The organism is Lysinibacillus canaveralius, from assembly GCF_047301505.1.
In the GTDB taxonomy this organism is placed as follows: domain Bacteria; phylum Bacillota; class Bacilli; order Bacillales_A; family Planococcaceae; genus Lysinibacillus_B.
Window position 1 is genome coordinate 3,045,400 of record NZ_CP154840.1, and the last position, 22,227, is coordinate 3,067,626.

Consider the following 22,227-nt stretch of genomic DNA (forward strand, 5'->3'; position numbering starts at 1 on the left):
GATGGCAGGCGGTGATTAGTACAGCAGCCGTGCCACCCTGCCCCCTTGAAGAATCGTCAGCGGCTGGGCGATTAGCCGGCCTGTATCCATTCGGTGCTCAAACATCGCCAGCACGCAGCAATCGACCATCAGCGACGAATCAACCAGCGACAGAAGCTGTGTCGATCCCTGCGCCAGACGAAATACGTCACCGAGCCTCAGTGAATTCCCCGCAGGGTCCATAAGCACGAATTCACCATTTTCCGTGGAAGCGATACGGGATGCCTTTAGCAGCACGACCGGCGAACGGTCGGCAAGCGGGTCTTTCAGCTGATTTTTAACAGCCTTGACCGCTTCAGGAATCGAAGGCCAAGCCGCAGCGCATGCTGCTTCCAAGTCAGCGCTTTCCGTCTTGCGAGGTAAAATGCCTTCAAAGCGTACCCGGGCATTGATACCGCCCGGATACCGATAGAGCTCAGCAATTTTCGCAACGTCGAAGAAGCTGTCTTCCTCCTTCATAAACTTTACCGCCTTGAACGGCCGGTACTGCACAGTTCGGTGGATCCGGTCGCTGCCCAGTTCCAGCCAGAACCCGGTATCCACGAACTCACGGCGTGCTTCATCCCTGCAGCTATAGAAGGCTAGTTGAAGTAACTCGACATTCTCCGTTACCCGTCCTGCCTCCTTTAATTCTGCCAATTGCCAGGCATGTCCCAGCCATTCCTCAATCGTCGACTCTGTATCCGGCTTTAGATCCGGGTCTTCCTGTTTGGCTTGCAAATAAATCCTGCCCTTCTTGATAAAAGCGTGCAGCAGCGTTAACTGCTCGGCCGCGTATGTATAACTGCTTTCGCGGTCTTGACCTTCCAGAAGCAGGGCGAGCCGTCTTAATTCATTTTCCGCTCCAGTCAAATAGCTGCTGCCTAGCGACTTGGCGTGCTTGTTTATACTCTTAACAGTCTGGGTATCCGTTGTTCCCAGCCCCCCGCGCACCAGCAATAGCACCAGCTTCTCTAGTTCATCCAGCGCTTCGAGCTGCCGGGCAATTTTCTTCTTAAGGGCACTCTTGTTGACTTTCTTCGGCTTGTCGGGCAGTTCACCGCTTTCTCGTTTCGCCTTGCTTTCCTCCCGTTTTTCTGCTTTATTCCGCTTAGACACAATGTCCTCCGGCACAGCACTTTTCTTGAAGTCCAGGCCATCTGCATAGGCGTACATCAAACCAAGTGCATGCTTGCACGGAAATTGCCGGCTCGGGCAGCTGCAGCGTGTGACAGGATTGTCCGGCGCGATAAAATCAACAGAGCAGACATAATTGGATTTGCCGCTGCCTAGGCATTCCCCGAATAATAAATCTTCTTCCTCGGATACGTAAAGTTTAATTAACTTGTCCTTCTGCACCAGTCCCCGTCCATTTTTGGCCGCGGATGCATTCGGAGCAAGTGAATCGATATATGACGCTGTTAGTTGAAGCAAATCTAACGCTCCTCCCCAAAATTGTATTTTGATTACTTATCAAATTTTCTGTAGCTATTCAATAGATATTACGCTGAATATCTATCCGTGATTCTATTTTACATGTTATTTTAACTATATATGTAAAATATGTTAATTTTATATAGAATATAATTCTACTGCAAATTACGGTATCTTGGCGTTTTTATAGTTTTAAATATTAGAAAAAAAGGCGGCTGCTGAGAATTTCAGCTATTTAGTGTAATTCCTATTATTTTTTATTCAATTTCATGGTTAAATATCAAGAAGCAGCGACGTACCCAGTTCCACTTCCCTCAAACTTTTCTACAGATTGGTATCTGTCTGTCTTCAGGCTGATATCATTAGGGTAACTTATGGCCATCAATACTCCTCTCATTGACCAGTCATAGTAACCTTATCTTATTTTCCAGTAACCCACCCGCTGTACAGAGCGTCACCATCATATCGTCGGTTACTTCTGGCTTCCGATAACTTCAGCACGGGTAAGAAGTACCCATTGATTAACTTCATCGTATCCGGATACTTCGGCGGTCACTTGATAACGAGGGTACATCCATTCAGCAGGGGTTTTAGATTTCAAAACGGACGTGTCCATTATACCTACCGCATGAGGTTCCAATAGGTTAATCAATGTACCTTGAGGGAAAAAAGCTTCTATATATCCTTCTACCTGTATCCCGACAGGAAACAGACGCTGGATTCGATGCCAGTCTTCCAAACGGAGTTGAAGCTGTTCGTGCCACAGTTTCTCGAACTCCGCCTGACTGATCTCTCTGTAATAGGATTCCTGTGCGTCCAGTGGATGTTCTGCCAGCATGAAATGATAGAAATCATGCTTTCGATTCGATGTGATACACGTGCCATCATCATAATAAACGATCTGTCTATATGCCACACCGACGTTATCAATTTCAAAATACCAGGCCCCCATCCCCGGCTCCTGAATATCTTTTACATATTTCAAAACAGTCACTCCAATCGGATGAAAAGTTACTTCTTGCTGTCTTATTCGTCTATATGTAGTTGTAAAAAATTTGGCTGCTATTATGAATGATGGCTCTGTAAAAGGGAGAGCGGCGAAGGCTTGTAAATTTCTATTTTAGTAAGTAGAACTCTCAATCTTAAAATCTGTATTAATATCAAATTCCGCAGTCCCCTTCTTTTCTGCCTTCCGTAAAACAAACTCAAATGTAGGCTCATAATCTGAATCCTGCAACGTTTCCCCACCCAATATTTCTATGCTGTACCAGCCGTTTTCAATTTCAATGATCGGCTTTTTATATTGCTTGTAATGATTAAGCAAAGCGTTGACTCTTTCGCTCGTGAATTGTTCTAGTATCCGCCAAGTAAACAGCATGAAGATATTGTTTTCAACTTTCAGAGAATAGCCCCTACGTCTGAATTGTAACCGGCTATCTGTTTTCAGCAGTTCCGGTATATCACCAGAAAGATTGAAAATGATCGTATAGGGATAGTTTTCAATCCCTGCCATTGGAAGAATGATCCCATCATTCACAACGTTATCGCCGCTCTCGTTTGTTGTAAATTCGATTGCTAAATTATCTGAAAGACTATTGGACTGTTTCCAGCTTTCCAGCAGCAAAATATCCCCGAGAATAAAATAGTCTATAAGGTCATTCAGCACTTCGGTAAATTTGTATATCACGGCAACCTCTCTTTCCGCCTTTTATCCTATAGCCGCTTTCATTATGTTCTTCCAATTCAGCGGGATTTTTAAAGAATGTCATTGCATCTACGAACCAAGGGCACAGTACTACTTCACCTCAATTATGATCTCTTGATCAACATTCAGCTTATTAAACTGACTTATTAAGGTATGATATCTTTTTTCGTCTATATCATATTCAATATCTATTGAATCATTTATGCCAAGTGATCTTGCGGTCTCTTCCGATAAAAAGATGGACATTAATTTTCGACTAATTATGATTCTTACTATTCCCCCGTACTCAGATCTATCCTGACTATTAATCGTAATATGAACCTTATTTAAAATGGGGATGTCTTCAATACATAATGATTTTTGAAATAATACGTATTCTTTCGTCTCAAATTCATTATCTGCAAATCCAATTAACAATGTCTCATCCTCTATCCCAAAATAAACGAATAAGGCTTTTAATAGAGTTGTCATTTATTACTCCTCTCTCCCCCAAAAATCCTGTTGACCTATCGGGATGGAACAGTTTTTGTCGCTGGTCGGGATTGATTCAGCCTCAATCACCATACAAGAGCAAGCAGTTCCCCATAAACAGCCTTAAGCTCCGGCTTTGTTTGCTTTGACTTCGCGGCCTTTTTCAGCTTTTCAAGGCTGCCGAATATCCGGTATAAAACCAATTCTCGTTCATATATTTCTTTAGATAACAGCTCTTGAAGAAGCGCTTCTGCCAGCTCAATCCGATCAATGAAAAAGTTTTTCATAGGTCTTGCTTCGTCATTCCCTGCAAGCAGAATGTCTATTAGAACCGGCATCAGCTCCGGTTCCAAGCCATGCGTGTCAATAAAGACTTGCGCATAGCCATCCTGTATCATCTGGTGTTCCGTATCTATCACCTCCATATAACGAGAGACGAGTGGGAAATAGTCCCTGCTGTACAATCCTAATCCGAGTACCGCATAGGTGCCAGGCATGACCGACTTCTCACTCGGTTCTGTATCCTTATACCACGCATAGGGTTCCATAGCGATGTTCGCATACACTTCCAGTTTTGGATAAAGGGCAGGATAGGTAAGTGCCGCTGCAAAAAACTGATGCAGTTCCGATTTAGCCATCCTTTTTAGAGGAAGATAGTTCTTTTGTTTGCTTTTAAGCTTCATGCTATATTCTTTCGGAAATCCTTTTTGCAGCAATTCCGTAATATGATCCAATACTTCCCCATAAGCGGCTTCCTCCTCGGCCAAAATCCTGACTTCAATGGTCTGAGTTACATCATTATTATGAATTTCTGCATAGGTCCCTTTATATACTGGAGCGAATTTCCCACTCCCTCGCCGAATATAATCTTCAGCCTGTTTTGACCCAAGCTGGACTGCAAGTTTCAAATATTGCTCGCGAGCACCCGTTCTTTTCCTTCCTATTTGCAGAGCAGCATATACAAAGAATGAGAGTTGCTTTGCATCCATATTTATAAGATCTATATTCTCTTTAGGTATCCAGTCTATCGCATAGCTGTCTGCACGGTTAAAATAGCAAGGAAGATAAACATTCTGTATCCAATCATCTAAAGCTGAAGTATATTGGCCAATCCATTCGTTTAAGCGTTCTTTGTTACTTCTTAGTTTGTCGGATAAACGCTGGATTAAGGGATCAACTGTATCTTCTTTCTGCTTGATTAGATCCGGATTTATCAAATGACGAGAAAAGAAAAACTGATCATCCCCGCTCGGCAATATTGGAAGATCAGGTATAATTTTGGAATTTATAAACTCCTGTAATGATTGGCGGAGCTGGTTCAGCTTCTCATTATTTACGAGCTGACCGCAAATCTGTATGTCTTCTTCTTTCATCTCAACGGAAAGTATAATTTGGAATCGATAATCAAAAAAACGAGCTCCAAGTTTATCCGATAAAAAGAGCTCCTCCACTTCCTTGCGTAATGACGGATAAAGCTCAGTTCTAATTCGTTCTTCTGTGAGCTCAGCAATATAAGGACCTGCTTCGATTTTATAGGAGCTGTCAGTCCAATCAAGCGGTTCATCAATATCAATATGTATTTTCCCGCCACGCCAAGCGACCTGTAAATAATCCATTACTCCTGCCTGGAGCGGTCGATGGGATACGAATTCATCTATTCTTTTGCTCTCTTTGCTGTATATAGTCATCAGCTTGTCCCACACATCATCTAAAAACCTCCGTACTGCTGCGTCCATTACTGCTCCTCCTCTTTATGCTAAAGATACATTCCGAACAGATATTCCATCCGTTCATGGGAATAACCATCTTCCCCGCGCCAGGTTGCTACAGACATAAAATCTGTCCCTCGTCCCCTCTCTTTACGGAAATCACTTCCAGCAACAAGCAGTCCGGCATACCCCCAAATTTCAAGCACCGAATCTCTTTCGTGCTTATTCGATGGAAAGACGTCTTTCCATCGTTTCTCAAGGCCGCGTGCTGCATCCTGCTTATCGCATTCATTTATGGCTCGTATCATTTCTTTCAGAACGTTCACATCATCTTTTGTTACTACTAGCTCAGGTTCCTTGCTTACCATTTCCATATCCATTAGGCAATAGATGAGATGGTTGTGTCGAACGCCTCCCCATTTCACCCTCTCGAATTGAAGCACGTTCAGATCATAATGGATATATTGTTCATCAGACATTAGACAATTGTCGTTGCAATAAGCACATAAACTATACATCGGTTCCTCTGCCTGTTTGTCATGGTATGCATGCAGACAAAGTTCATGGGTCAACGCCCAGCTTGATAAAGCGCTCCGTAAATAGACTTTTCTGGTTGTTAGGCTGTGTAGAAAAGCTTTAATCACTTTCTCCCGGTTCATTTCGTCTTCGTGAACCTGCCGCAATCTGCTGATACATTCATCATGTGTGATGGTCAGAGGATCAAACATCAGACCTTTATTCTTCGCGTACTCAAAATCTTCTGTGCTGCAGTTTGCCAGCCCGCCCTGTTTCCAACCGCCGGCTGACCAAAAAGTGCTTGTTAATATTTTCTTTGCCTTAGAATCCATCATAACTCTCTCCCTATCTCCGAATTCCATCTCAAATATTCCTTGGAATCGCCGTCAACGTAAATGATATCTGTTTAATGGACTCTCGGATCCTTAACTTGTATATTTACTTTATTATACCAATTCTCTTATAAACTGGCATACCTGTTCACTTAAGTGAGATGCGTTAAGTTCATTACGGCACAATACTTACGAACCTGGTCTACTGTCTAAAAACGTCTCTTACACCCTGAACTAAATTTTTCGTCTGTATGGTTATCTATATCTAAAATCCTATATTCAGAATACTTGCCATTCTTTGGTTACGCTTTATGAAAGAGTTATAGTATCCTCTATTTATAGCGATTCCTATTTTAAAGGCAGAGGCTGCCAAGCATGAATGAAGCTGGTGTCTTACTAATCATTTTGGAGGTAGAAATGAATCACACACTATTTGAACAGCTGAACAAGTGGCATGAAGAAGACGAGCATCAGAAAATTGTGGATTTGCTGATAGCTATCCCCGATGAAGAACAAGATTATGAAACGGTTAGCCGTCTTGCTAGAGCCTATAATAATTTGGGGCTTTACGAGGAAGGGCTCTCTCAATTTGATAAAATTTCCGAGGCCGGCAAACAGGATCCTCTCTGGCATTACCGGGTAGGTTTTGCTCTTTATTATTTAAAACACTATGAGGAAGCGGTTCAGGCGTTCCGCAAATCTGACCAATTAGAGCCCGATAATCAAAGTACAGCGTATTTTTTAAGTCATAGTATTCAAAAGGCGGAGAAACAGAAAAGAGAAGAACTCCGTCTTGCCAACAAGAAAGCTTCCTTGGAACACAGCAGTTCAGTAACGGATAAAGCACTTTTTTCTGATATATTTTTAGCTGATTTCTGGGAGGACAGCGAGTATGCAAAAGAAGATTATCAATCCGAGCCACCTACGGATGAACTGATTAATTCAATTGAACAAGAGCTTGGTTACAAGCTTCCCTCCTCTTATATTCAGCTGATGAAGCATCAAAACGGCGGTGTACCGAAGAACACTAACTTTCCAACACAGGAACCGACTTCCTGGGCAGAGGATCATATTGCCATTACAGGGATTATGGGGATTGGCCGCGAGAAAAGCTACTCACTGTGCGGGGATGGGGGCAGCCAATTTATGATTGAGGAATGGGGATATCCTGACATTGGCGTAGTGATTTGTGATTGTCCTTCAGCCGGTCATGATGTCATCATGCTGGACTACCGGGCATGCGGCAAAGATGGCGAACCCGAGGTCATTCATGTCGATCAAGAAGATGATTACGAGATTACCTTTCTAGCTGATAATTTTGAAGAATTTATCAAAGGCTTGGTGAATGAAGAACAATATGATACGTCTGAAGAAGATAAAAAAGAAGCTCTGGATAAAGTCGCGCATGGCAAATTTTCGCCGCTGCTGGAGAGGCTGTGCTCGCGGGTAACAGAAGTGGAACAGGTTGAACAGAAAATCCGCAGCATATGTACACGGATTGTTGAAGAAAAGGGCCATTTTTCTTTTCATGCAGATGAATTATCGTATGTCATGTATGATGTGCAGTTTTGGTTATATACGAAGTCATATCCAAACACCAGCCGCGAGCAATATTTGACAGCCTATGAGAACATAATTGCGTTTGGCGGGGAATTCGGACAAGGCGGCTATGCTCCTGCCTTTATTACCGATTGGCTTGATACCCGCATCAAGGAAGGGCGGATCGTACAGGACGATGGGGTTATCCGGTTTACCAATTCGTATGCAGAGGAAGTCATCACTAAGTTAAAAGAAGCCTAATCGCAGATTTCATTCATGCAAGAACCCGCTTTAGATGCGGGTTCTTCTTCTTGTAATTTGCTCTAGCTCAACATCATTGCCGTTATACTCGCAGAGAGATAAATGAATCAGCTCGAATATAGGGAGCAATATGTGTTTGCGAAGTTCCCTGCGAGCAAATCTTCCTTTCGAATATAGAACTGCAATTCTCCAGCGTCCCACCAGCAGAATCCGACCTCCTGATCAGAATCCAGCGCGAGCAGTAATAATGTATCTTCCACTTCCTGCTTCGCTCGATCGGAATCACCTTTAAAATGATCAGTAATCTGCTCCAATGCTGAATCCGTTGAGTAGTTATACTGTTTGCCCGTCAACAGATGCAGAGCTGCTTCATATTCGCAGTCTCCATGCTGGGTTGAAGGATAACCGAACATTACTGCCAGATCATTTGAGTTCCCATCGTTCAATTCGAAGCATAGCTTCTCATATTGTTCATAGTCATGCTCATCGTCTTCTACCATTTCATAATCTACATAGCCATAATTCGGAGGTTCCATCGTTGATCTAGCACTTACCCGGTATCCTGTAAACTCACCCTCAAGAGCAGTCACTTCAGGCGAACGGAGACGTTTAGCTTCCTGAAGCTTGTCCTCCGGTAGATAGATTACCTTGTGCTCGATACCATATGCAGGTTCATCTACTCCTACGAAAAAGTACAATATGCCTTTCACAGGCAGCAGTGCTTCTTCATCTTGATGTGTCAATTCACTTAAACGAAGCTGGGCTAAAAATGTCATGGGCGTTCCACCAGAATCCACCGGCCACTCTACGCTGGCAGGAAGATCCGGATCGCCTCCTATACGGGATGAGCCTATCTCATTGTATGTTTCGATCTTTTTCTTAGACAAGCGAATACCTTGACGTACGGACTCTTTCAAATAATCCACCGCATGTTCGAACTGATTTTCGCGAACAATTCGTTCGAGCTTATTATGATTGTTACTACTTAGCAATTGCTTCACCTTCCCTATATAAAATACAAAAATACGACGAGATTATGGTCTGCAATATTTAACACTACGTAATTGTAACATATGGAAATGTAATGGTATTATCTATTAATGATGTTCATATTTTCAGAACAGTAACATCTTAATTATCAAATAAACGGGAGGAAGCAATGACTTTTGTACTTCTCATAGCGGGAATTGCTGTGAATACCATTCTTTGTATATTTACGGGTGGTGGTGTTGTTATAGGCCTTGTTTTTTCCCTAATCGGACTGCCACAATCCAATTCCAAAAACAATTGGTTTTCGATGGACACGATCAAATTCGTACTGACCATCCTATTCACATTATTGACCCTGATTATATTCTCGTTCATTACATATGCGAATATTCGAACAGCGGGCACACTCGCATTCTCACGACTAGATTTATTTCAAGCTAAGAAGATGGTGCTGTTAGGGTTTATTCAGGGAGTCTTCTCTCTTACAGCATTTAAATGGCTTCTGCCCCAGTTTATTGGGGGACTAAAATTAGATACTAAGCATAAGTGGGTCATCGCTAGCGGTTCTGTATTGAGCATTGCGGGCGGTGGGATTACATGGCTGGGCTTTATGTAAGACCATGATTTTCCTGAAGAACGATCATTATTCCTAATGATTATGTAGAGGGTAAAATGAAACAAACACTTATTGAACAACTGAACCAGTGGCATGAGGAAGATGATCATCAGCAAATCGTAGATGCGCATACAGCGATCTCAAGCGAAAAACATCTATAATGAAGGTTTTGATTCTACATATCTTCCCCAAAGCCCATCTTACTTTTTATTTACATTGTTTGAGTCGTTTAATCACTACTTACATCAGTCCCTAACGCTTTAGATACAAACCTTAAGGGACCATCACTCGCTTTAGAAGTTATGAGAGTGAAAATGAATCTCTTTCAAAACGAAGCAGGAAATATATTTTATGCCATGTTATGATAAGAAACTCTTCTCTTAACTCATGTATAATTTCAATTGCGTGCTCTTTTATTATTGCTTTAAACTACACCACCAATGAATTGAGGGATCAGACCGATGAAACTTCAGTCGCTGTATGATGATTATTTAAATATAAAATTCAATAGAAATTTAACAACCGTTCAAACGGACAGCTTTAAGTATGTATTATGTGAAGATGAAAGTTCGGAACTATTCTTCAATGGTTACGAGGACGAAACATTCAGCGCATGGATCTCTGAATTACAGCCGAGGGACCCTAATTACACGGCAAAACCTAACTGGAATCCCGTACTTTCGAAGAACTTTCCACAGTTAAACGTATACGATGAGTTAATCTTTTACTACCTTTTGTTTACGATTAACGCGACAACCTCAATTATTAAGATTAATGCGTACAATGGTATGAATGATTTCATGAAGGGTTATTCTTTTTTTCAGTTATCCCAATTGCCTAGTGTCACCGCATTAAATGAAAAACAGCAAGCCGAGCTTAGAGATTTTTTCTTCTTTTTCTATCTCTATACGCATCCTGTTAACGAGGAAACTCTCCACTCCTTTTCATTCCGCGGGCAAGACTTAGTTCATACTAGAACAGGGATTAGAGTAGGACACTACCTTTCTAAATATCATGATTACTACCGAGACCATCTCGGCAATTATATGGATCAGATAGGTATATCCTCCGATGAAATCGATATATGCAAAAATTTAACGGAGGAGCTGTTAAGGACAATCGAGGGTAAATCCAAGCTGGTCATGCCACCGGAGGAAGGTTTGGAGGATCTACTACAGCTTATCAATAATGTTGATCTTTTGTTACATAAGAACATAGAAAATAAATCAGAGATTTTTAAAGTAATGGCGGAGTGTCTCACTATTGAGCGTTCAGGCCCTTATCGAGATCACTGCTTCAGAATGTTGCTGCAAAATTATGTCACGTATATCCTTTACTTTAACTTTGATGAACTGAATGAGCTAGTGGATTACTTCAGCAATACTCCGTTATGGTGCGAAAAGATCATCAATTCGATCTTTACCGATGCCATCTTTATTCAGAAGATTATACGGCAAAATCGTATTGACATAACAAAGTACAAAAATATAACAGATTTTTTCAATGAGAGCGCTAGGAATATTTATCTTTAGTCAAGATATAATAGCAACTTTCTTTGGAAACATGCTAAAAATCAAAAAATATAGAAGATAATACCTATGCAGAGGAAGTAATTAATAAGTTAAAGAAGCCTAATCAATCACTGGTCAATTCCAGTTCAGGTTCATGCCTAATAATGAAAGGAGCTCGCTTTCAAAGCGGGCTCCTCTTGTAATTTTCGTTGGATTTTCATCAATCATTATTTCAGCGGCGGTTCCGCCCCAATCTTTCATTCAGCGCAACAGCAAGTACTCTAAAGTGTCCCTTCTCTTCCGAGTCCAGCAGTTCATCCGAACTACTTTTCTCCATTCAGTAATATCCATCTAACTTAAAAAAGAACCTATTCAGCTTTGCTGATATACCGTTGCTGTAATCTTGTCGTTTGGACATATAAACATATAAAAAATGCCTTCACCATATTCGTCGAAATCAGCATAATCAATCTGCCCTATATACTGCATTCTTCGTTCACAACAAGGGCATACCGGATACTCGGCATCCTGGACCCAGCTTGGATGGCCGCCGATCTGTGAATCTAATTGTGACATGGTCCAAACAGCAGCATAATATGGGGATTGCGGCACATGTGCAAGATTTAGACAAGGCGGGGGTTCAGTACTGCTGTTTACGTCTTCAAAATCCGGAAGATAATCCGGTTTCTGATTAAATTGACTCCATACCGGCATCCCCCTGTTATCCAGCTCCATATAAATTGTACTGAAGCATCCGCAAGCTTCGCAGGTTACTACTTGGAGGTTTTCCATAGACAGGTTCAGATATTGCAAAGCCGGGTGAGAGACAGCAACATCCATCAGCTTCGTTAACTTTCTTTTACACCATGGACATGCAGCGCTGCTTGTCTCAAGAAAACGCGCATGATGCCCATCATTTACATCATTATTCTGTTCGTTTACTTGTCTGATCGGATAACATACATGGTTAATAAGGTTGCGCCTTTCTCCCTCGGGCGTAAGCTCCCAACCACCATCAAGAGCATACGTTTCAGGAGTAACAAATAATTGCTCCGCCCATTCAGGCGGCTGTTTTCGCCATTGTTGAAACTGGTCTATAACTGCTGAATCACCGATCCACCCGAGTACAAGGAGAAGATGATTACGGTTGTCGTCATCCCACGCTATCCGCTCCAGAAGCTGATCTCGAATGTCCTGCGGTGAATCTTTAAATAGAATGGGATGATAAAACAAGCCGCGCTGTATGAGTTCCGGCAGAGCATCCGAAACATTATCATCCCGGTAGCATACTAGAGACAATAGAATGTCTTCTGCTTCACTTTCATTATTTACAGCAAGTAATTCCAACGCATATTTCATCATACTATCAGCTTCTTGATCAGATAATGATATGTATATCTGCTCCATGCTTAACGGATAAGAAACATATTGGATTAGCGGATCATACTTTTTTGGGGCATGCATCACCTTGAGAATCTCTACATGACCCGTTAAGTTTTCATACAGATTCACCATTTTACGATGCTTTTCTATATAAGCCTGCTGTTTTTTTCGTTCCTGCTCCTGGTAGCAAGGCATGCAGATGCCGCCTGTTTTGGTCGCAGTGCTCGGCAAGATCGTCGCGCTGCACCCTTCCATCTTACATGGTAAACGTTCCGTCATTTCAATTAACCTCCTTAATTACGGCCCAATATACAGTTTATTTTCTGAGAAAACCGCTGAATATCCACGTCTATACAGCTCAAAGTATGCTGCGAACGGATCACCGTTCAATCTATAACGGTGCCACTGAAGATAATAGGAAATCCAGTAATCACAGGCAATCGAGTAATACGCCTCGTCCAAAATTTCAATCGGTTCATCGTAATCCTTCTGTTCGTTGATGATATCAAAAATCGTCTCATATATTTCAGGATTGTATTGCTGACGGATTTCATCTATTGATCCAGAAGGTATAATTTTAATCTCTTTAATGCCAAGCAAGTAATCTACTGAATCTACCGTATCTGCCTTCTCAGAGGACTCCAGTATTATATCCTTTAAACCTTGAATAAACTGTCGGCCGTAATTTATTAATATCTCATTTGTTACATTAACAGCTTTACTAGTAAAATATCCTGGCACTGCAGATCCGCTAAAATCCTCAGGTTCCAGCATTTTATAGATCTTTAATATCCTCTGCAAATAAGCATGTCCATCTTCAAGAGGTTCAAAAGTAGCCTCTACCCCTTTTCCATCTGGCATATACATTTGGAAATACCCATAGAACTGGGCTTCCTCAATATCTGATTCATCGGAGTCTACCTCTTCTTCCATAAGCTGAAGCAAATACCGTGCATACGTCTGTTTATCCATATGTATCTCTCCTCTTCCGCTACCCTGCCGCGTGTTGAGTCATTTTTTATCATATCTTATACTGTCGCCAACCCTCAATAGCAGTAACGTATTAGTTGGCATGCTGCTGCAACGGCAGGAGCAGTATTTAACGTATCTATTTATGATGGAAAAAGGCTATGTTAAAAGTCATTTTGATTTTTAACACAGCCACTATTATCACTTTAGTTTATACGTGATTTTACTACTTTGAAGAATAATTAATAATCATGGCTTCCTGCGTACCCTCGTCGTAAGCAATCCACAATTCATCTCCCACCGCTACACCATACACAGGTTCGATTGTCTGTTTAATGTGATAGGTCACTCCATCCTTTTCTACGGTAATAGCAGCTACCGGGCGTTCTCCATGCGTCCCGTTAAAATGAACGGAGAGAACTTTAGCCGCCCCCTGCTTACCTTGAAGTAATCGGGTTTCCTTTTGCAAATCTTCTTTTTTCATAGCAACCGGAATCACTGTACCCACATTCACGGTCATGTTTTCAGGTACAAAGAGACCATTCACTTTACGGATCCGGTCCGTACCGCTAGAAATGATGACTTCCAAAAGCATAAGCTGCTTCTTATCTATAACTATCGGCATTTTCTGCACGTGGATCACTTCACCTTGCAGGGATATTTGATCCGATGCCTTTTCTATATTCATAGTTCCGTAGCTTAAAATTCTCGCCATTCCCTGAATCAAAATCAAGTTCGCCCGTTCCCCGGTGCGATATTCAAATCCAAAAGACTGGACGACCGGTATTGTATAAACGCGTCCCTCGGCTGTGAAGTGAAGCTGAAGAGCTTGTCCCCGGTTTACACTTCCATAACGTTCGATACGGGTAAGGACTGCATCTTTAATAAGTGCTGGTTTAGACTCCTGCGATGCATGTTTAAAGTCCTCTTCTGTGATGAATACAGCCTTATGTTTCTTTCGGTTATAGCTGATCATGACGGTATCACCGATTTGAATAGGATTCAGATAGGAGATGACTTGCTTGATTTCAACCTCTTTCATTTGACCTTCATCCTCAAACTGAACAGTAAACCGTACTTGCGGCCTTTCATTCACATATAAACCCGACTCTTCCATATTCTTAATCCTGCCCTGAATATGCTGGCCATCTCTTATTTTTTTCTTACTTGCATTCGCATACAAGCGAGGAGCAAATGCGAGGCCTATGAATGACACTAGCGTGATGAAGACCCAAATCGCCCAATTAATTACAAGCGCTCCACCTTGCTTTATATAATTCCAAAAGCTTTGAATGGACACTTTATTTTCGGCTTCAGTAAGCATCCATTCCTCGACCAGAGTGCTCGAAAGAACCTTAGCCTGCTGAATTTCCATATCAAGAAATCCTGCCGTAATGTCTCCACCGCGATAATAAAGGATGTCACTGCCTGATTGCTTATAAAATTCAGTCTCGTCATTTTTTAAGTTCTCGTAGGACAGCTGCTCCAAAAGAGCATTGGCATCTTGAAACTCTCCGGATTTCTCATTGAATACATATCCGGTCACAGTTCCTTCTAATTCATCTTCTGCAGTAGATCCTGCGATCAGAACCTCCTCGTCATTCAGCAAGAATACACGAGCTTGGTAAACCGGCTTAGGTGTTGGAACCGGATTTTCCCAATGATTCTCGTTAGCGTTATAAAATGAGGCTTCTTCAGGGTAGTTCCCATTCTCGCGAACTAACTTACCATTGTTGAAACCGAAGACTTTAGCAAATTGAGCCCCAGCCCGGTCCTCTGCAGCAAATGTACCTTCATCATCATTTTGCAGCAGCACAGATACAGCACCATTTCCATCTAATATCCCGCTGACTAATGCTGTTCTATCATCCTTTAAAGCTACAGAAAATAAGGGTACTGCTTTGTCGTTCTCAAAGCTCCCATGCACTTCATCTATCCGAACAGGCCTTGCCGGAAGCAAATCCTGTTCGCCTAAATTCACTTTATCCAGCTTTCCGTCCTTCACCTGAGCTATAAACAATGCATTTTCTGGTGTTTCCCCAGCTACAATGAGTCTTCCGCGCCAAGAATAAACATTTGAGCTCCATGAGGATTTAAGGTGCATCGTTCCCTGTGCCAGCTCTTCAACCATGCCTGTTGAGTGGAAGTAATTGATTTGCAGACCATAAGAATCATCGTAAGTTGGGATAATGATTCCATCCTGCTGATAAGCCGCCGGTCCCAACCCGGCTATGAAATCGGTATGTACAGTCGTATCACCAATTAAGGTTTCCTTATCGGTATTAAAAAAATAAACATCATATTGCTCTCCAACCGGGTGTTTTGCTAAGCCAATGAGCTGCTTTCCCCCATCCAGCATATAGACCTTCTCAAAGGATGGTTGATACTCGTCTATATATTCCTTATAATCGCCCCATAGGAAATAACTTAACACTATTACTGGAATGAAAAACAGTAAATTCCCGAGAGATACCGCTCGCATTATTTTCATCTTGTTTTTCTCCCTTTAAATTATGTAAACCTCATAAATTCGTTGTTATATACATGGAAAGACAATTACTATCCGATCGTAGAAACCACATTCCCATCTTGATCCTTGATGTATGTTTTAACGACTTGAAGTTTTAATTCTTTATAAGAAGACAAATGAATTTCTCCTTCTTTAGGCAGAAGCTTGTGCATAAGCTCGTTAACAACCGTTTCGTCCAGTTTTAAATGGATGTTCTGCTCATCTGTTTCGATTCCAGTCGTTGGAGCGGATTCCAATGTTACGCTTATCCCATTGCTCATTAACACCAAATCTTTTCCCTTAAGCAGCCGGCCGCGCAGCAGCATTGCAACCGTCCCAGCCTGCTTCGCTCCTAGCGTAAGTACAGACGGCTTTTTACTGAATAGGCCATTCTTGCCGGGTTCCCAGGACAACTGATCCACAAATAAAAATCCGGTGCTCGAACCGTCACGGTCTATTCCTACTTGGACACTCTCCTTCACAGCAGGGACCTGCAGAATAGAATTGCGGGATAAGTCCGTAATATAACCCGGCAGTTCTGCTTTTCCAGCCTCAAGTAAACCTCTTGTATTCCAAGTTTTCATAGCCTCCAGCTCATCTTCCGTAATCCCTACCATTTGAAGAAATTCAACGCGTCCGTTAGGCGTATGCAGCGTCTCCAGTTCCTGATCTGGTATAAAGGCAAGAGCAGTCAGCTGTGTATCAGCTCCCAGGCAGATTGGCCCGTTGGCATCCAAATAATCGCCGGAAGCGAATATATTGCCGCTGTTAAATACATATCGTCCCATGTTTTGAAGTAAGTTTAATGCCCAAGCTGGTGGCTCCTCCTCATCCTGGCCGCGGGCGACCCGGAAAGTAAGTTCAAACCCATAGCCGCTATAATCAGGATTTTCCGATTCCTTCTCATAAAGCTCCGAGAAACCAAACGTTACAATATGCCAATGTGGAAAAGGTGACTCCGCTTTATAAGCACTAAGGCCGTCTAATGGATCTTGACCACCGAGCATATAAGGAATTGCAGTACCATAATGCTTCGGCTCCTGTTGCCCGTACAGCTTCGTCATTTCCTCTTCAATTGCGTTCCATCCTGTCGTATTCACTTCTTCGGTCATCTTTTCTCCTCCAACTCGTTAATTTTACAGTTACTTGCCATTGTATTGAAAATAGAAGCGGCTCAAAAGTGCCCGATTGCAAAGCCCATACTATACACTTTCGAACAGCTCATCGTCCTCGTATCTCACTAGCAGCATTGCCAATCATATACGACTTTTGAAAAATCCCTATTTTTCAAAGCATCCTTTGGGATGGAGAAAACACAGTTCCCGGAATCCCCGAACATAATGCCGCATTCTTCATCGATATCCAGCTGCAATAAAAGAAAATCGTCATCATCAAAACCAATATAATCATTTTGAACAAAATAGGGGTATCCGCCAACTCTGCTATCGCTGCTATAGCAGTCTTCACTCAATTTCTCATATTCTGCTTCTGACAGCTTATTCGTAAAAGTTTCCCGAAATAGATCTAATGAGGAAGACATAGGCATTTCTCTTGTTTTAAAATACATTTTACCGCTGTGTGAAAAAGGAAGATTCTGTTTATATTCTTCATTTTCATAAGGATGTTTCTTTACTAAATGTTCTTCATTTTCTTCATAGGATTCAATGTATTTTACTAGAATCGGATTTTCCAAACCAAACAGATCATCGTTTGCAACATAAAATTGCAGTAATCCCTTTTTGGGTAATTCAACTAGATTTTCAAGGTCTGCTAGATTGATCTGTGCTAAAAACAACATAGGTTCCCCTGCTTCATCGGTTGGATAATCCCTAATATCTTTTAAATAGGGGCATCCACCTAATTTACTATCCCAGGGTTTTGTTTCTTCACGCTTAAAACTTATCTCATTACTATACCTAGAAGTTTCTTTAATTAAGTTTTCATGTTCTTTCAAGAGTTCAGGAATTTCATATTTTATCAATATATGTCCCCCATTCTGATAAACGACTCCTTACTTAACCGTTTTACACTATATCATTATTTGGTAATTCCGGGCATCCTACCCTAAATGCCTAATTTTCACGATTAAAGATATTAGGTTTCTCTTCAGTTCCGGACAAAAACTTACAACTTTCATACAAAAAAGCCGCAGCTCCGTCCCCCTCTTCCTGAAATTCTTATACTTCTCGTTTCTCGTTTGGACTATAAATAATCCGCTGGTAATCCCCGTCCTTTGAATCCATATCACCTAAGAACATCCGTTCATGTTCGGGAACGAGCTCGTATTTTTCTTTTAAATTGGCTCTAGTGAAGTCACTTGGGTTAGCAAGATAATGATAGTAAGCTTCCCTGCAGATTTCTAAAGTCGTTTTCTCTCCTTTTAATTTACTAAACATATCGGACAGTTCTTTTTGCTTTTCTTCTATATCTGCTGCATACAGCGCTTCTGAAAAACGTACTTCTCCCAATTCTGCAATCGTAACTTCTAAAGGATGAGAGAATGCTGTAAACAATATTCCATTCTTAAATAATTCAGCGATTTCATCCATCTGATAGTATTTTTCGAAATTCGCATTATAAATTCCAACAAGACCGTTCTCGTATACGACCATATTCACCAAATAGTTTCTTTCATTTTCCTTCATGAAAATAAAAAAGCCTTTTCCTTCCACTGTCTCATAGAACATTTCACGCACCACATAGAAGTCAACAGCTGCAGGTGAATAGACAACCTTTCTTGTTTCATTTAACTCTTTTTGAGCTGTTGTAATTTTAAACATGTTTTCGAATTCTGGATTGAGTTTCTTTACGTTGTTCACCACATATCCGTAATATGTATCCTTATCATGCAGCCAATTCGCCGAGTCGATCTTATATGCTCCTAACCCGTGAATCGAAAGTGTCTTGCCCCGAGGAGCGATCGGCGTCAACCAGCCTATGTCTATCTTTTCTTTTAGCCCTGCTAAATCTACAAGTTCCCAGCAGTTAACTGTTCCATCTTCATAAACATCAACATTTATATAGAAATATTGGTCTCCATTATGAATAATCCCTGGTACCGTTGTACCTTCAATTACCTTTTTTCTTCGAATTTTTTGCATCTTTTTTACACCTCAGTATTTTTTCGTTCTTATGTGAATTTCTGAATGAAATGAAAATAATAACCCCTCTTCTTAGCTGGTAACTGCGTAGAAAAGGGATATGTAAAGCGCATGAAAAAAGCGTATTATATCCGCTGAATAAACGGTACATAAGTTACCGCTTATAGTCGGGCTGTTCCAGTGTAATAGGATTTGGATTGTTGAGTACCCAATGCACTGCCAGTTCGCATAGTCTCGCAGGCTCATCATCACCATGGCCGTTATGTAGTTTATTCACTAATGTTTTGGCTTCCGCAAGTGCAGCGGGAGGTAATGGTGTACCCAAGCTAAAGTAATGGTTCAAACGATTGAGCATATGACGAAACTGGTTATCCCAATTGATACCGCCATTATCTAAAATTTCATATGATACTTTCCCGGTAATACGGATTACCTCACCCTGTACGGTGCTCGCATGCCCTTTTGAAGGGATTAATAAATTCCAAAGTTCATCATGCTGCGCCTGCCATACCTTTGTTGATACGGTTATTGGCGAGGTACCGTCGTGAATCTTTCGTTTTTCTACAGGGGGAACTTCAAACAGCTCGTACAGACGGTAAAGAGCCTCATCCGTTTGATTTAAATATTCTTTATTAAAGCCTTCTCTATGAAATTCAAATTCATTTCCGATCCGTTTGACCGAGTCTTTCATTGCCAGCGTTACAGCTGCTCCGGCGTCAAGCAAAATAGCGGCAACTTCCGCCATATTGACGATATCTATGTTTCTACACATAGCTAAAGCTTTTGCTAAAGGTGTCTGCTTCCTCTTATTTTCTGCGTTGAGATTTGCGCCTTTAGCAGCAAGCGTGTGAACCGCATGCGGCTTACATGAACCTGCGGCAGCAAATAACGGTGTCTCGTTTTGATAATCAGCGGCTTCTATATCTGCACCCAGCTCAAGCAGCAATTCAATATGGCCCGACCAACTTATAGCATGTTTATGTAAAGCCGTTCTTCCGTAACTGTCTTGAGCATTTATGTCAGCACCCTGTTCTACGAGCCAGCGAACCAATTCACTCGGTATATTGAAAAAGCTTAAGGCTGTCGATTTACTGTAACCGCCCCGGGCATCCAATTCGCACTGGGTAAACACCTCTTTTAATGCCGATATGTCGCCTGCTTCAATTAGTTCATCGAAATTTTTCGGTAAGGTTTTTCTCTTCCTGCCCATCTGTACCTCTCTCCTTATGTAGTATTTTTACATTTCCTTCATTTCCCTTCATCTCATCAGAGGATTCTCATTCTATAATCAGCATGTTTTGTTGGTTAATTGGTTTGGTTCTACTGCATTTTGCATCCAGTGCTGATCGGTCTGGACATGATTTTCACGAACAAATTTGGCAACGGATGTTGAGAAATTTTCATAAGAGAATTCCTCTGCCAAACGTACAATATAACCTTCTTGTGCACCGCCAAACATGGAACTTCCAGTAAAACATTTTTTGATGGCAGCCTCATCCCAAATACCTCGATAAAGTACGGGTACCGTTTCTAATCGAAGAAGCTTTGCCCGCTCCATCGTTTCGTCCCAAGATAAACAATGGTTCTTTTCATTCCAGATGGAAAACAGATAAAAATAATGCGTTAATTCCTCATAAAAGATGGAGTGCTTCGCATAAACATACTCACCGCAAATCCGCCAATCTTCTGGAATTTCATATGCAAATGTCGCATGGAATTGTTTAAGCCAGTGCCTGGAAGGATGATCTTTCGAATCAATTGAACGGGCATGTTGATAATTCGTATATAATGAAGTGTTTTCCCCGTCGAGTTTTTCAGTGACAATCACTTCTTTCCCCTTAAAATGATCTATTGATTTTAATACTTTATCATCGTCAGTTTTCGTTCTGGACCAAGGCAGATGGAAGGTACGAGGATATTTAGTATACATGGTGTTTCTCCTTATATTAATTTTTAGCTAGTGAATCGGCTTCAGCAAAGAAATATAATTTCCATAAATATTCATCATCTAACAAATGATAGATTTCACTAGCTGCATTATCTGCGTAAACAATCTTCATGTGCATTTGAATAATGTTTGCAGTTTTTATAATAAAATCATCTTCAAATCCAAGTTCCTTAAGAAAATGCACTGCCATATGCGTGCTTACATTTTCGTGAAGAAAATAGGATGCATAATCGCGTCCTTTTTTGATTACTTTGGTAAATGGCTTTCCAATATCGTGAAACAATGCAGCAATTTGCATTGCTAACTTATCATCTTCTTCGTAAGTTTGAAAGATATATTCAAATACCTTATATGTATGCATGCATAAAGGATGAGTATGATGGGGGTTTTCTTGATTGTATTGGATCATTTCTGCGAATGAATCAATCACACTAAGAGAGTTGAATAAATCATCATAATTAGGATTTTGATTAAGCAGGCTTACAAATGAATCTTTAGAAATGGGGTATGGCTTTTCATGATGAACAATGTGGATCTGAGACCATCCTTCCCCATAAGTGGGGAAATCAAAAAATTTGTACATTTTCTCCATTACTTTTGCTTCTACTTTCCTTTTGCGTGAAGCATTGCGAGCCAGGCAAACATCATATGGTGTATCGACGTAATAACATTCTTTCATAACGTTTGCAAAACGAGCGATTCCTTTCATCCGGAGATCCCGATCTATATTCGTAGCATCTAAAATGGCACTTTTTCCTTGCGCAAAGGCATTATCAATTCGTGAAAATGCTTCACGGTAAACTTGAAAAGTCTTTTTTTGTTTGCTATCATCGCCAAAAAGCTCTCTTCTAATTTCATCTGTCGAAATGATTTCGGCGCGTTCTTGCTTTGCGATTTTTTTAGCAGCATAAGTTTTCCCGCTGCCTGGTATACCCAGCATGTAAATGAGCTTCAGCATGTTCCTTCCCTCCTTTCCTTTGCTCCTTAAAGTAGTTATAATATATATTTTTTTCAATAATTTGGATTATAAGCATGTATAGGTACTTATCCCGCGCAGTGAAAATAACGGCCAGATTCCAACAAAAAAGCAAGCCGATCATTCAGATCGACTACTTATTATTGGTAATCTAGTCGATTCCCATGTGAGGATCTCATATGCATAAATATTGCCGCCAAAGTTTCCTGCCGATTGTTATTTCCTGTTTTCAGGCGGGT

20 protein-coding genes are annotated in these 22,227 nt (G+C 41.2%); 3 read left to right on the top strand and 17 right to left on the bottom strand.

Translation table 11 applies throughout. The features are described from left to right. Nucleotides 1-15 precede the first annotated feature (15 nt). The 6 genes from AA0Y26_RS15435 to AA0Y26_RS15460 all read right to left on the bottom strand — a co-directional run bounded on the left by AA0Y26_RS15435 (nucleotide 16) and on the right by AA0Y26_RS15460 (nucleotide 6,185). Nucleotides 16-1,452, bottom strand: coding sequence for an SWIM zinc finger family protein (locus tag AA0Y26_RS15435; RefSeq protein WP_413362971.1), 1,437 nt, complete (start codon nucleotides 1,450-1,452; stop codon nucleotides 16-18). A gap of 472 nt (nucleotides 1,453-1,924) precedes the next feature. Next, nucleotides 1,925-2,446 carry a hypothetical protein gene (locus AA0Y26_RS15440; RefSeq protein WP_413362972.1) on the bottom strand — a complete coding sequence of 174 codons (522 nt, stop codon included), beginning with the start codon at nucleotides 2,444-2,446 and terminating at the stop codon, nucleotides 1,925-1,927. Between the two features lie 126 nt (nucleotides 2,447-2,572). Then, nucleotides 2,573-3,139 carry a hypothetical protein gene (locus tag AA0Y26_RS15445; RefSeq protein WP_413362973.1) on the bottom strand — a complete coding sequence of 189 codons (567 nt, stop codon included), beginning with the start codon at nucleotides 3,137-3,139 and terminating at the stop codon, nucleotides 2,573-2,575. 108 nt (nucleotides 3,140-3,247) lie between these two features. After that, on the bottom strand, nucleotides 3,248-3,628 hold the full coding sequence (locus AA0Y26_RS15450; protein WP_413362974.1) for an Imm10 family immunity protein: 381 nt from the start codon (nucleotides 3,626-3,628) through the stop codon (nucleotides 3,248-3,250). Between the two features lie 86 nt (nucleotides 3,629-3,714). After that, nucleotides 3,715-5,364 (bottom strand): DUF6138 family protein, encoded by a 1,650-nt coding sequence (locus AA0Y26_RS15455; RefSeq protein WP_413362975.1) that lies wholly within the window; start codon nucleotides 5,362-5,364, stop codon nucleotides 3,715-3,717. Nucleotides 5,365-5,384: 20 nt separating this feature from the next. Beyond that, nucleotides 5,385-6,185 carry a hypothetical protein gene (locus AA0Y26_RS15460; RefSeq protein ID WP_413368241.1) on the bottom strand — a complete coding sequence of 267 codons (801 nt, stop codon included), beginning with the start codon at nucleotides 6,183-6,185 and terminating at the stop codon, nucleotides 5,385-5,387. Between the two features lie 417 nt (nucleotides 6,186-6,602). Between AA0Y26_RS15460 and AA0Y26_RS15465 the strand changes: the two genes are divergently transcribed. Beyond that, nucleotides 6,603-7,985, top strand: coding sequence for an SMI1/KNR4 family protein (locus AA0Y26_RS15465; protein ID WP_413368243.1), 1,383 nt, complete (start codon nucleotides 6,603-6,605; stop codon nucleotides 7,983-7,985). 107 nt (nucleotides 7,986-8,092) lie between these two features. Here the strand turns inward: AA0Y26_RS15465 and AA0Y26_RS15470 are convergent, their stop codons facing one another. Next, on the bottom strand, nucleotides 8,093-8,977 hold the full coding sequence (locus AA0Y26_RS15470; protein ID WP_413362976.1) for a YwqG family protein: 885 nt from the start codon (nucleotides 8,975-8,977) through the stop codon (nucleotides 8,093-8,095). Between the two features lie 167 nt (nucleotides 8,978-9,144). On the opposite strand from AA0Y26_RS15470, the gene AA0Y26_RS15475 reads away from it, so the two are divergent. Next, a complete protein-coding gene (locus AA0Y26_RS15475; RefSeq protein ID WP_413362977.1) occupies nucleotides 9,145-9,591 on the top strand; it encodes a hypothetical protein in 447 nt (148 codons plus the stop codon). A 461-nt stretch (nucleotides 9,592-10,052) separates the two neighbouring features. Next, a complete protein-coding gene (locus AA0Y26_RS15480) occupies nucleotides 10,053-11,123 on the top strand; it encodes a hypothetical protein (protein ID WP_413362978.1) in 1,071 nt (356 codons plus the stop codon). Between the two features lie 114 nt (nucleotides 11,124-11,237). On the opposite strand, the gene AA0Y26_RS15485 is transcribed toward AA0Y26_RS15480, so the two are convergent. The 10 genes from AA0Y26_RS15485 to AA0Y26_RS15530 all read right to left on the bottom strand — a co-directional run bounded on the left by AA0Y26_RS15485 (nucleotide 11,238) and on the right by AA0Y26_RS15530 (nucleotide 21,970). After that, on the bottom strand, nucleotides 11,238-11,363 hold the full coding sequence (locus tag AA0Y26_RS15485) for a hypothetical protein (RefSeq protein WP_413362979.1): 126 nt from the start codon (nucleotides 11,361-11,363) through the stop codon (nucleotides 11,238-11,240). A gap of 111 nt (nucleotides 11,364-11,474) precedes the next feature. Next, nucleotides 11,475-12,764 carry a DUF1963 domain-containing protein gene (locus tag AA0Y26_RS15490; protein WP_413362980.1) on the bottom strand — a complete coding sequence of 430 codons (1,290 nt, stop codon included), beginning with the start codon at nucleotides 12,762-12,764 and terminating at the stop codon, nucleotides 11,475-11,477. A gap of 18 nt (nucleotides 12,765-12,782) precedes the next feature. Next, a complete protein-coding gene (locus AA0Y26_RS15495) occupies nucleotides 12,783-13,457 on the bottom strand; it encodes a hypothetical protein (RefSeq protein ID WP_413362981.1) in 675 nt (224 codons plus the stop codon). Between the two features lie 223 nt (nucleotides 13,458-13,680). Then, entirely contained in the window at nucleotides 13,681-15,945 is a 2,265-nt protein-coding gene (locus AA0Y26_RS15500; RefSeq protein ID WP_413362982.1) for a hypothetical protein, read from the bottom strand. 68 nt (nucleotides 15,946-16,013) lie between these two features. Next, a complete protein-coding gene (locus AA0Y26_RS15505) occupies nucleotides 16,014-17,075 on the bottom strand; it encodes a suppressor of fused domain protein (RefSeq protein WP_413362983.1) in 1,062 nt (353 codons plus the stop codon). Between the two features lie 128 nt (nucleotides 17,076-17,203). Further along, nucleotides 17,204-17,944 carry a YwqG family protein gene (locus AA0Y26_RS15510; protein WP_413362984.1) on the bottom strand — a complete coding sequence of 247 codons (741 nt, stop codon included), beginning with the start codon at nucleotides 17,942-17,944 and terminating at the stop codon, nucleotides 17,204-17,206. 196 nt (nucleotides 17,945-18,140) lie between these two features. Beyond that, nucleotides 18,141-19,064 (bottom strand): hypothetical protein, encoded by a 924-nt coding sequence (locus tag AA0Y26_RS15515; RefSeq protein WP_413362985.1) that lies wholly within the window; start codon nucleotides 19,062-19,064, stop codon nucleotides 18,141-18,143. A 154-nt stretch (nucleotides 19,065-19,218) separates the two neighbouring features. After that, nucleotides 19,219-20,274: an ankyrin repeat domain-containing protein gene (locus tag AA0Y26_RS15520; protein WP_413362986.1), complete on the bottom strand. Its 1,056-nt coding sequence runs from the start codon at nucleotides 20,272-20,274 to the stop codon at nucleotides 19,219-19,221. A 78-nt stretch (nucleotides 20,275-20,352) separates the two neighbouring features. Next, nucleotides 20,353-20,994: an RNA ligase family protein gene (locus AA0Y26_RS15525; protein ID WP_413362987.1), complete on the bottom strand. Its 642-nt coding sequence runs from the start codon at nucleotides 20,992-20,994 to the stop codon at nucleotides 20,353-20,355. Nucleotides 20,995-21,010: 16 nt separating this feature from the next. Next, nucleotides 21,011-21,970, bottom strand: a complete 960-nt coding sequence (locus tag AA0Y26_RS15530) for an AAA family ATPase (protein WP_413362988.1) — start codon at nucleotides 21,968-21,970, stop codon at nucleotides 21,011-21,013. Nucleotides 21,971-22,227: the final 257 nt, after the last annotated feature.

Excerpts from the sequence above, each read along its gene's own strand:
- AA0Y26_RS15450 (WP_413362974.1), bottom strand. The coding sequence starts at position 3,628 with ATGACAACTCTATTAAAAGCCTTATTCGTTTATTTTGGGATAGAGGAT.
- AA0Y26_RS15455 (WP_413362975.1), bottom strand. The coding sequence starts at position 5,364 with ATGGACGCAGCAGTACGGAGGTTTTTAGATGATGTGTGGGACAAGCTG.
- AA0Y26_RS15460 (WP_413368241.1), bottom strand. The coding sequence starts at position 6,185 with ATGGATTCTAAGGCAAAGAAAATATTAACAAGCACTTTTTGGTCAGCC.
- AA0Y26_RS15465 (WP_413368243.1), top strand. The coding sequence starts at position 6,603 with ATGAATCACACACTATTTGAACAGCTGAACAAGTGGCATGAAGAAGAC.
- AA0Y26_RS15475 (WP_413362977.1), top strand. The coding sequence starts at position 9,145 with ATGACTTTTGTACTTCTCATAGCGGGAATTGCTGTGAATACCATTCTT.
- AA0Y26_RS15480 (WP_413362978.1), top strand. The coding sequence starts at position 10,053 with ATGAAACTTCAGTCGCTGTATGATGATTATTTAAATATAAAATTCAAT.
- AA0Y26_RS15485 (WP_413362979.1), bottom strand. The coding sequence starts at position 11,363 with ATGAAAGATTGGGGCGGAACCGCCGCTGAAATAATGATTGATGAAAAT.
- AA0Y26_RS15490 (WP_413362980.1), bottom strand. The coding sequence starts at position 12,764 with ATGACGGAACGTTTACCATGTAAGATGGAAGGGTGCAGCGCGACGATC.
- AA0Y26_RS15495 (WP_413362981.1), bottom strand. The coding sequence starts at position 13,457 with ATGGATAAACAGACGTATGCACGGTATTTGCTTCAGCTTATGGAAGAA.
- AA0Y26_RS15500 (WP_413362982.1), bottom strand. The coding sequence starts at position 15,945 with ATGAAAATAATGCGAGCGGTATCTCTCGGGAATTTACTGTTTTTCATT.
- AA0Y26_RS15505 (WP_413362983.1), bottom strand. The coding sequence starts at position 17,075 with ATGACCGAAGAAGTGAATACGACAGGATGGAACGCAATTGAAGAGGAA.
- AA0Y26_RS15515 (WP_413362985.1), bottom strand. The coding sequence starts at position 19,064 with ATGCAAAAAATTCGAAGAAAAAAGGTAATTGAAGGTACAACGGTACCA.
- AA0Y26_RS15520 (WP_413362986.1), bottom strand. The coding sequence starts at position 20,274 with ATGGGCAGGAAGAGAAAAACCTTACCGAAAAATTTCGATGAACTAATT.
- AA0Y26_RS15525 (WP_413362987.1), bottom strand. The coding sequence starts at position 20,994 with ATGTATACTAAATATCCTCGTACCTTCCATCTGCCTTGGTCCAGAACG.
- AA0Y26_RS15530 (WP_413362988.1), bottom strand. The coding sequence starts at position 21,970 with ATGCTGAAGCTCATTTACATGCTGGGTATACCAGGCAGCGGGAAAACT.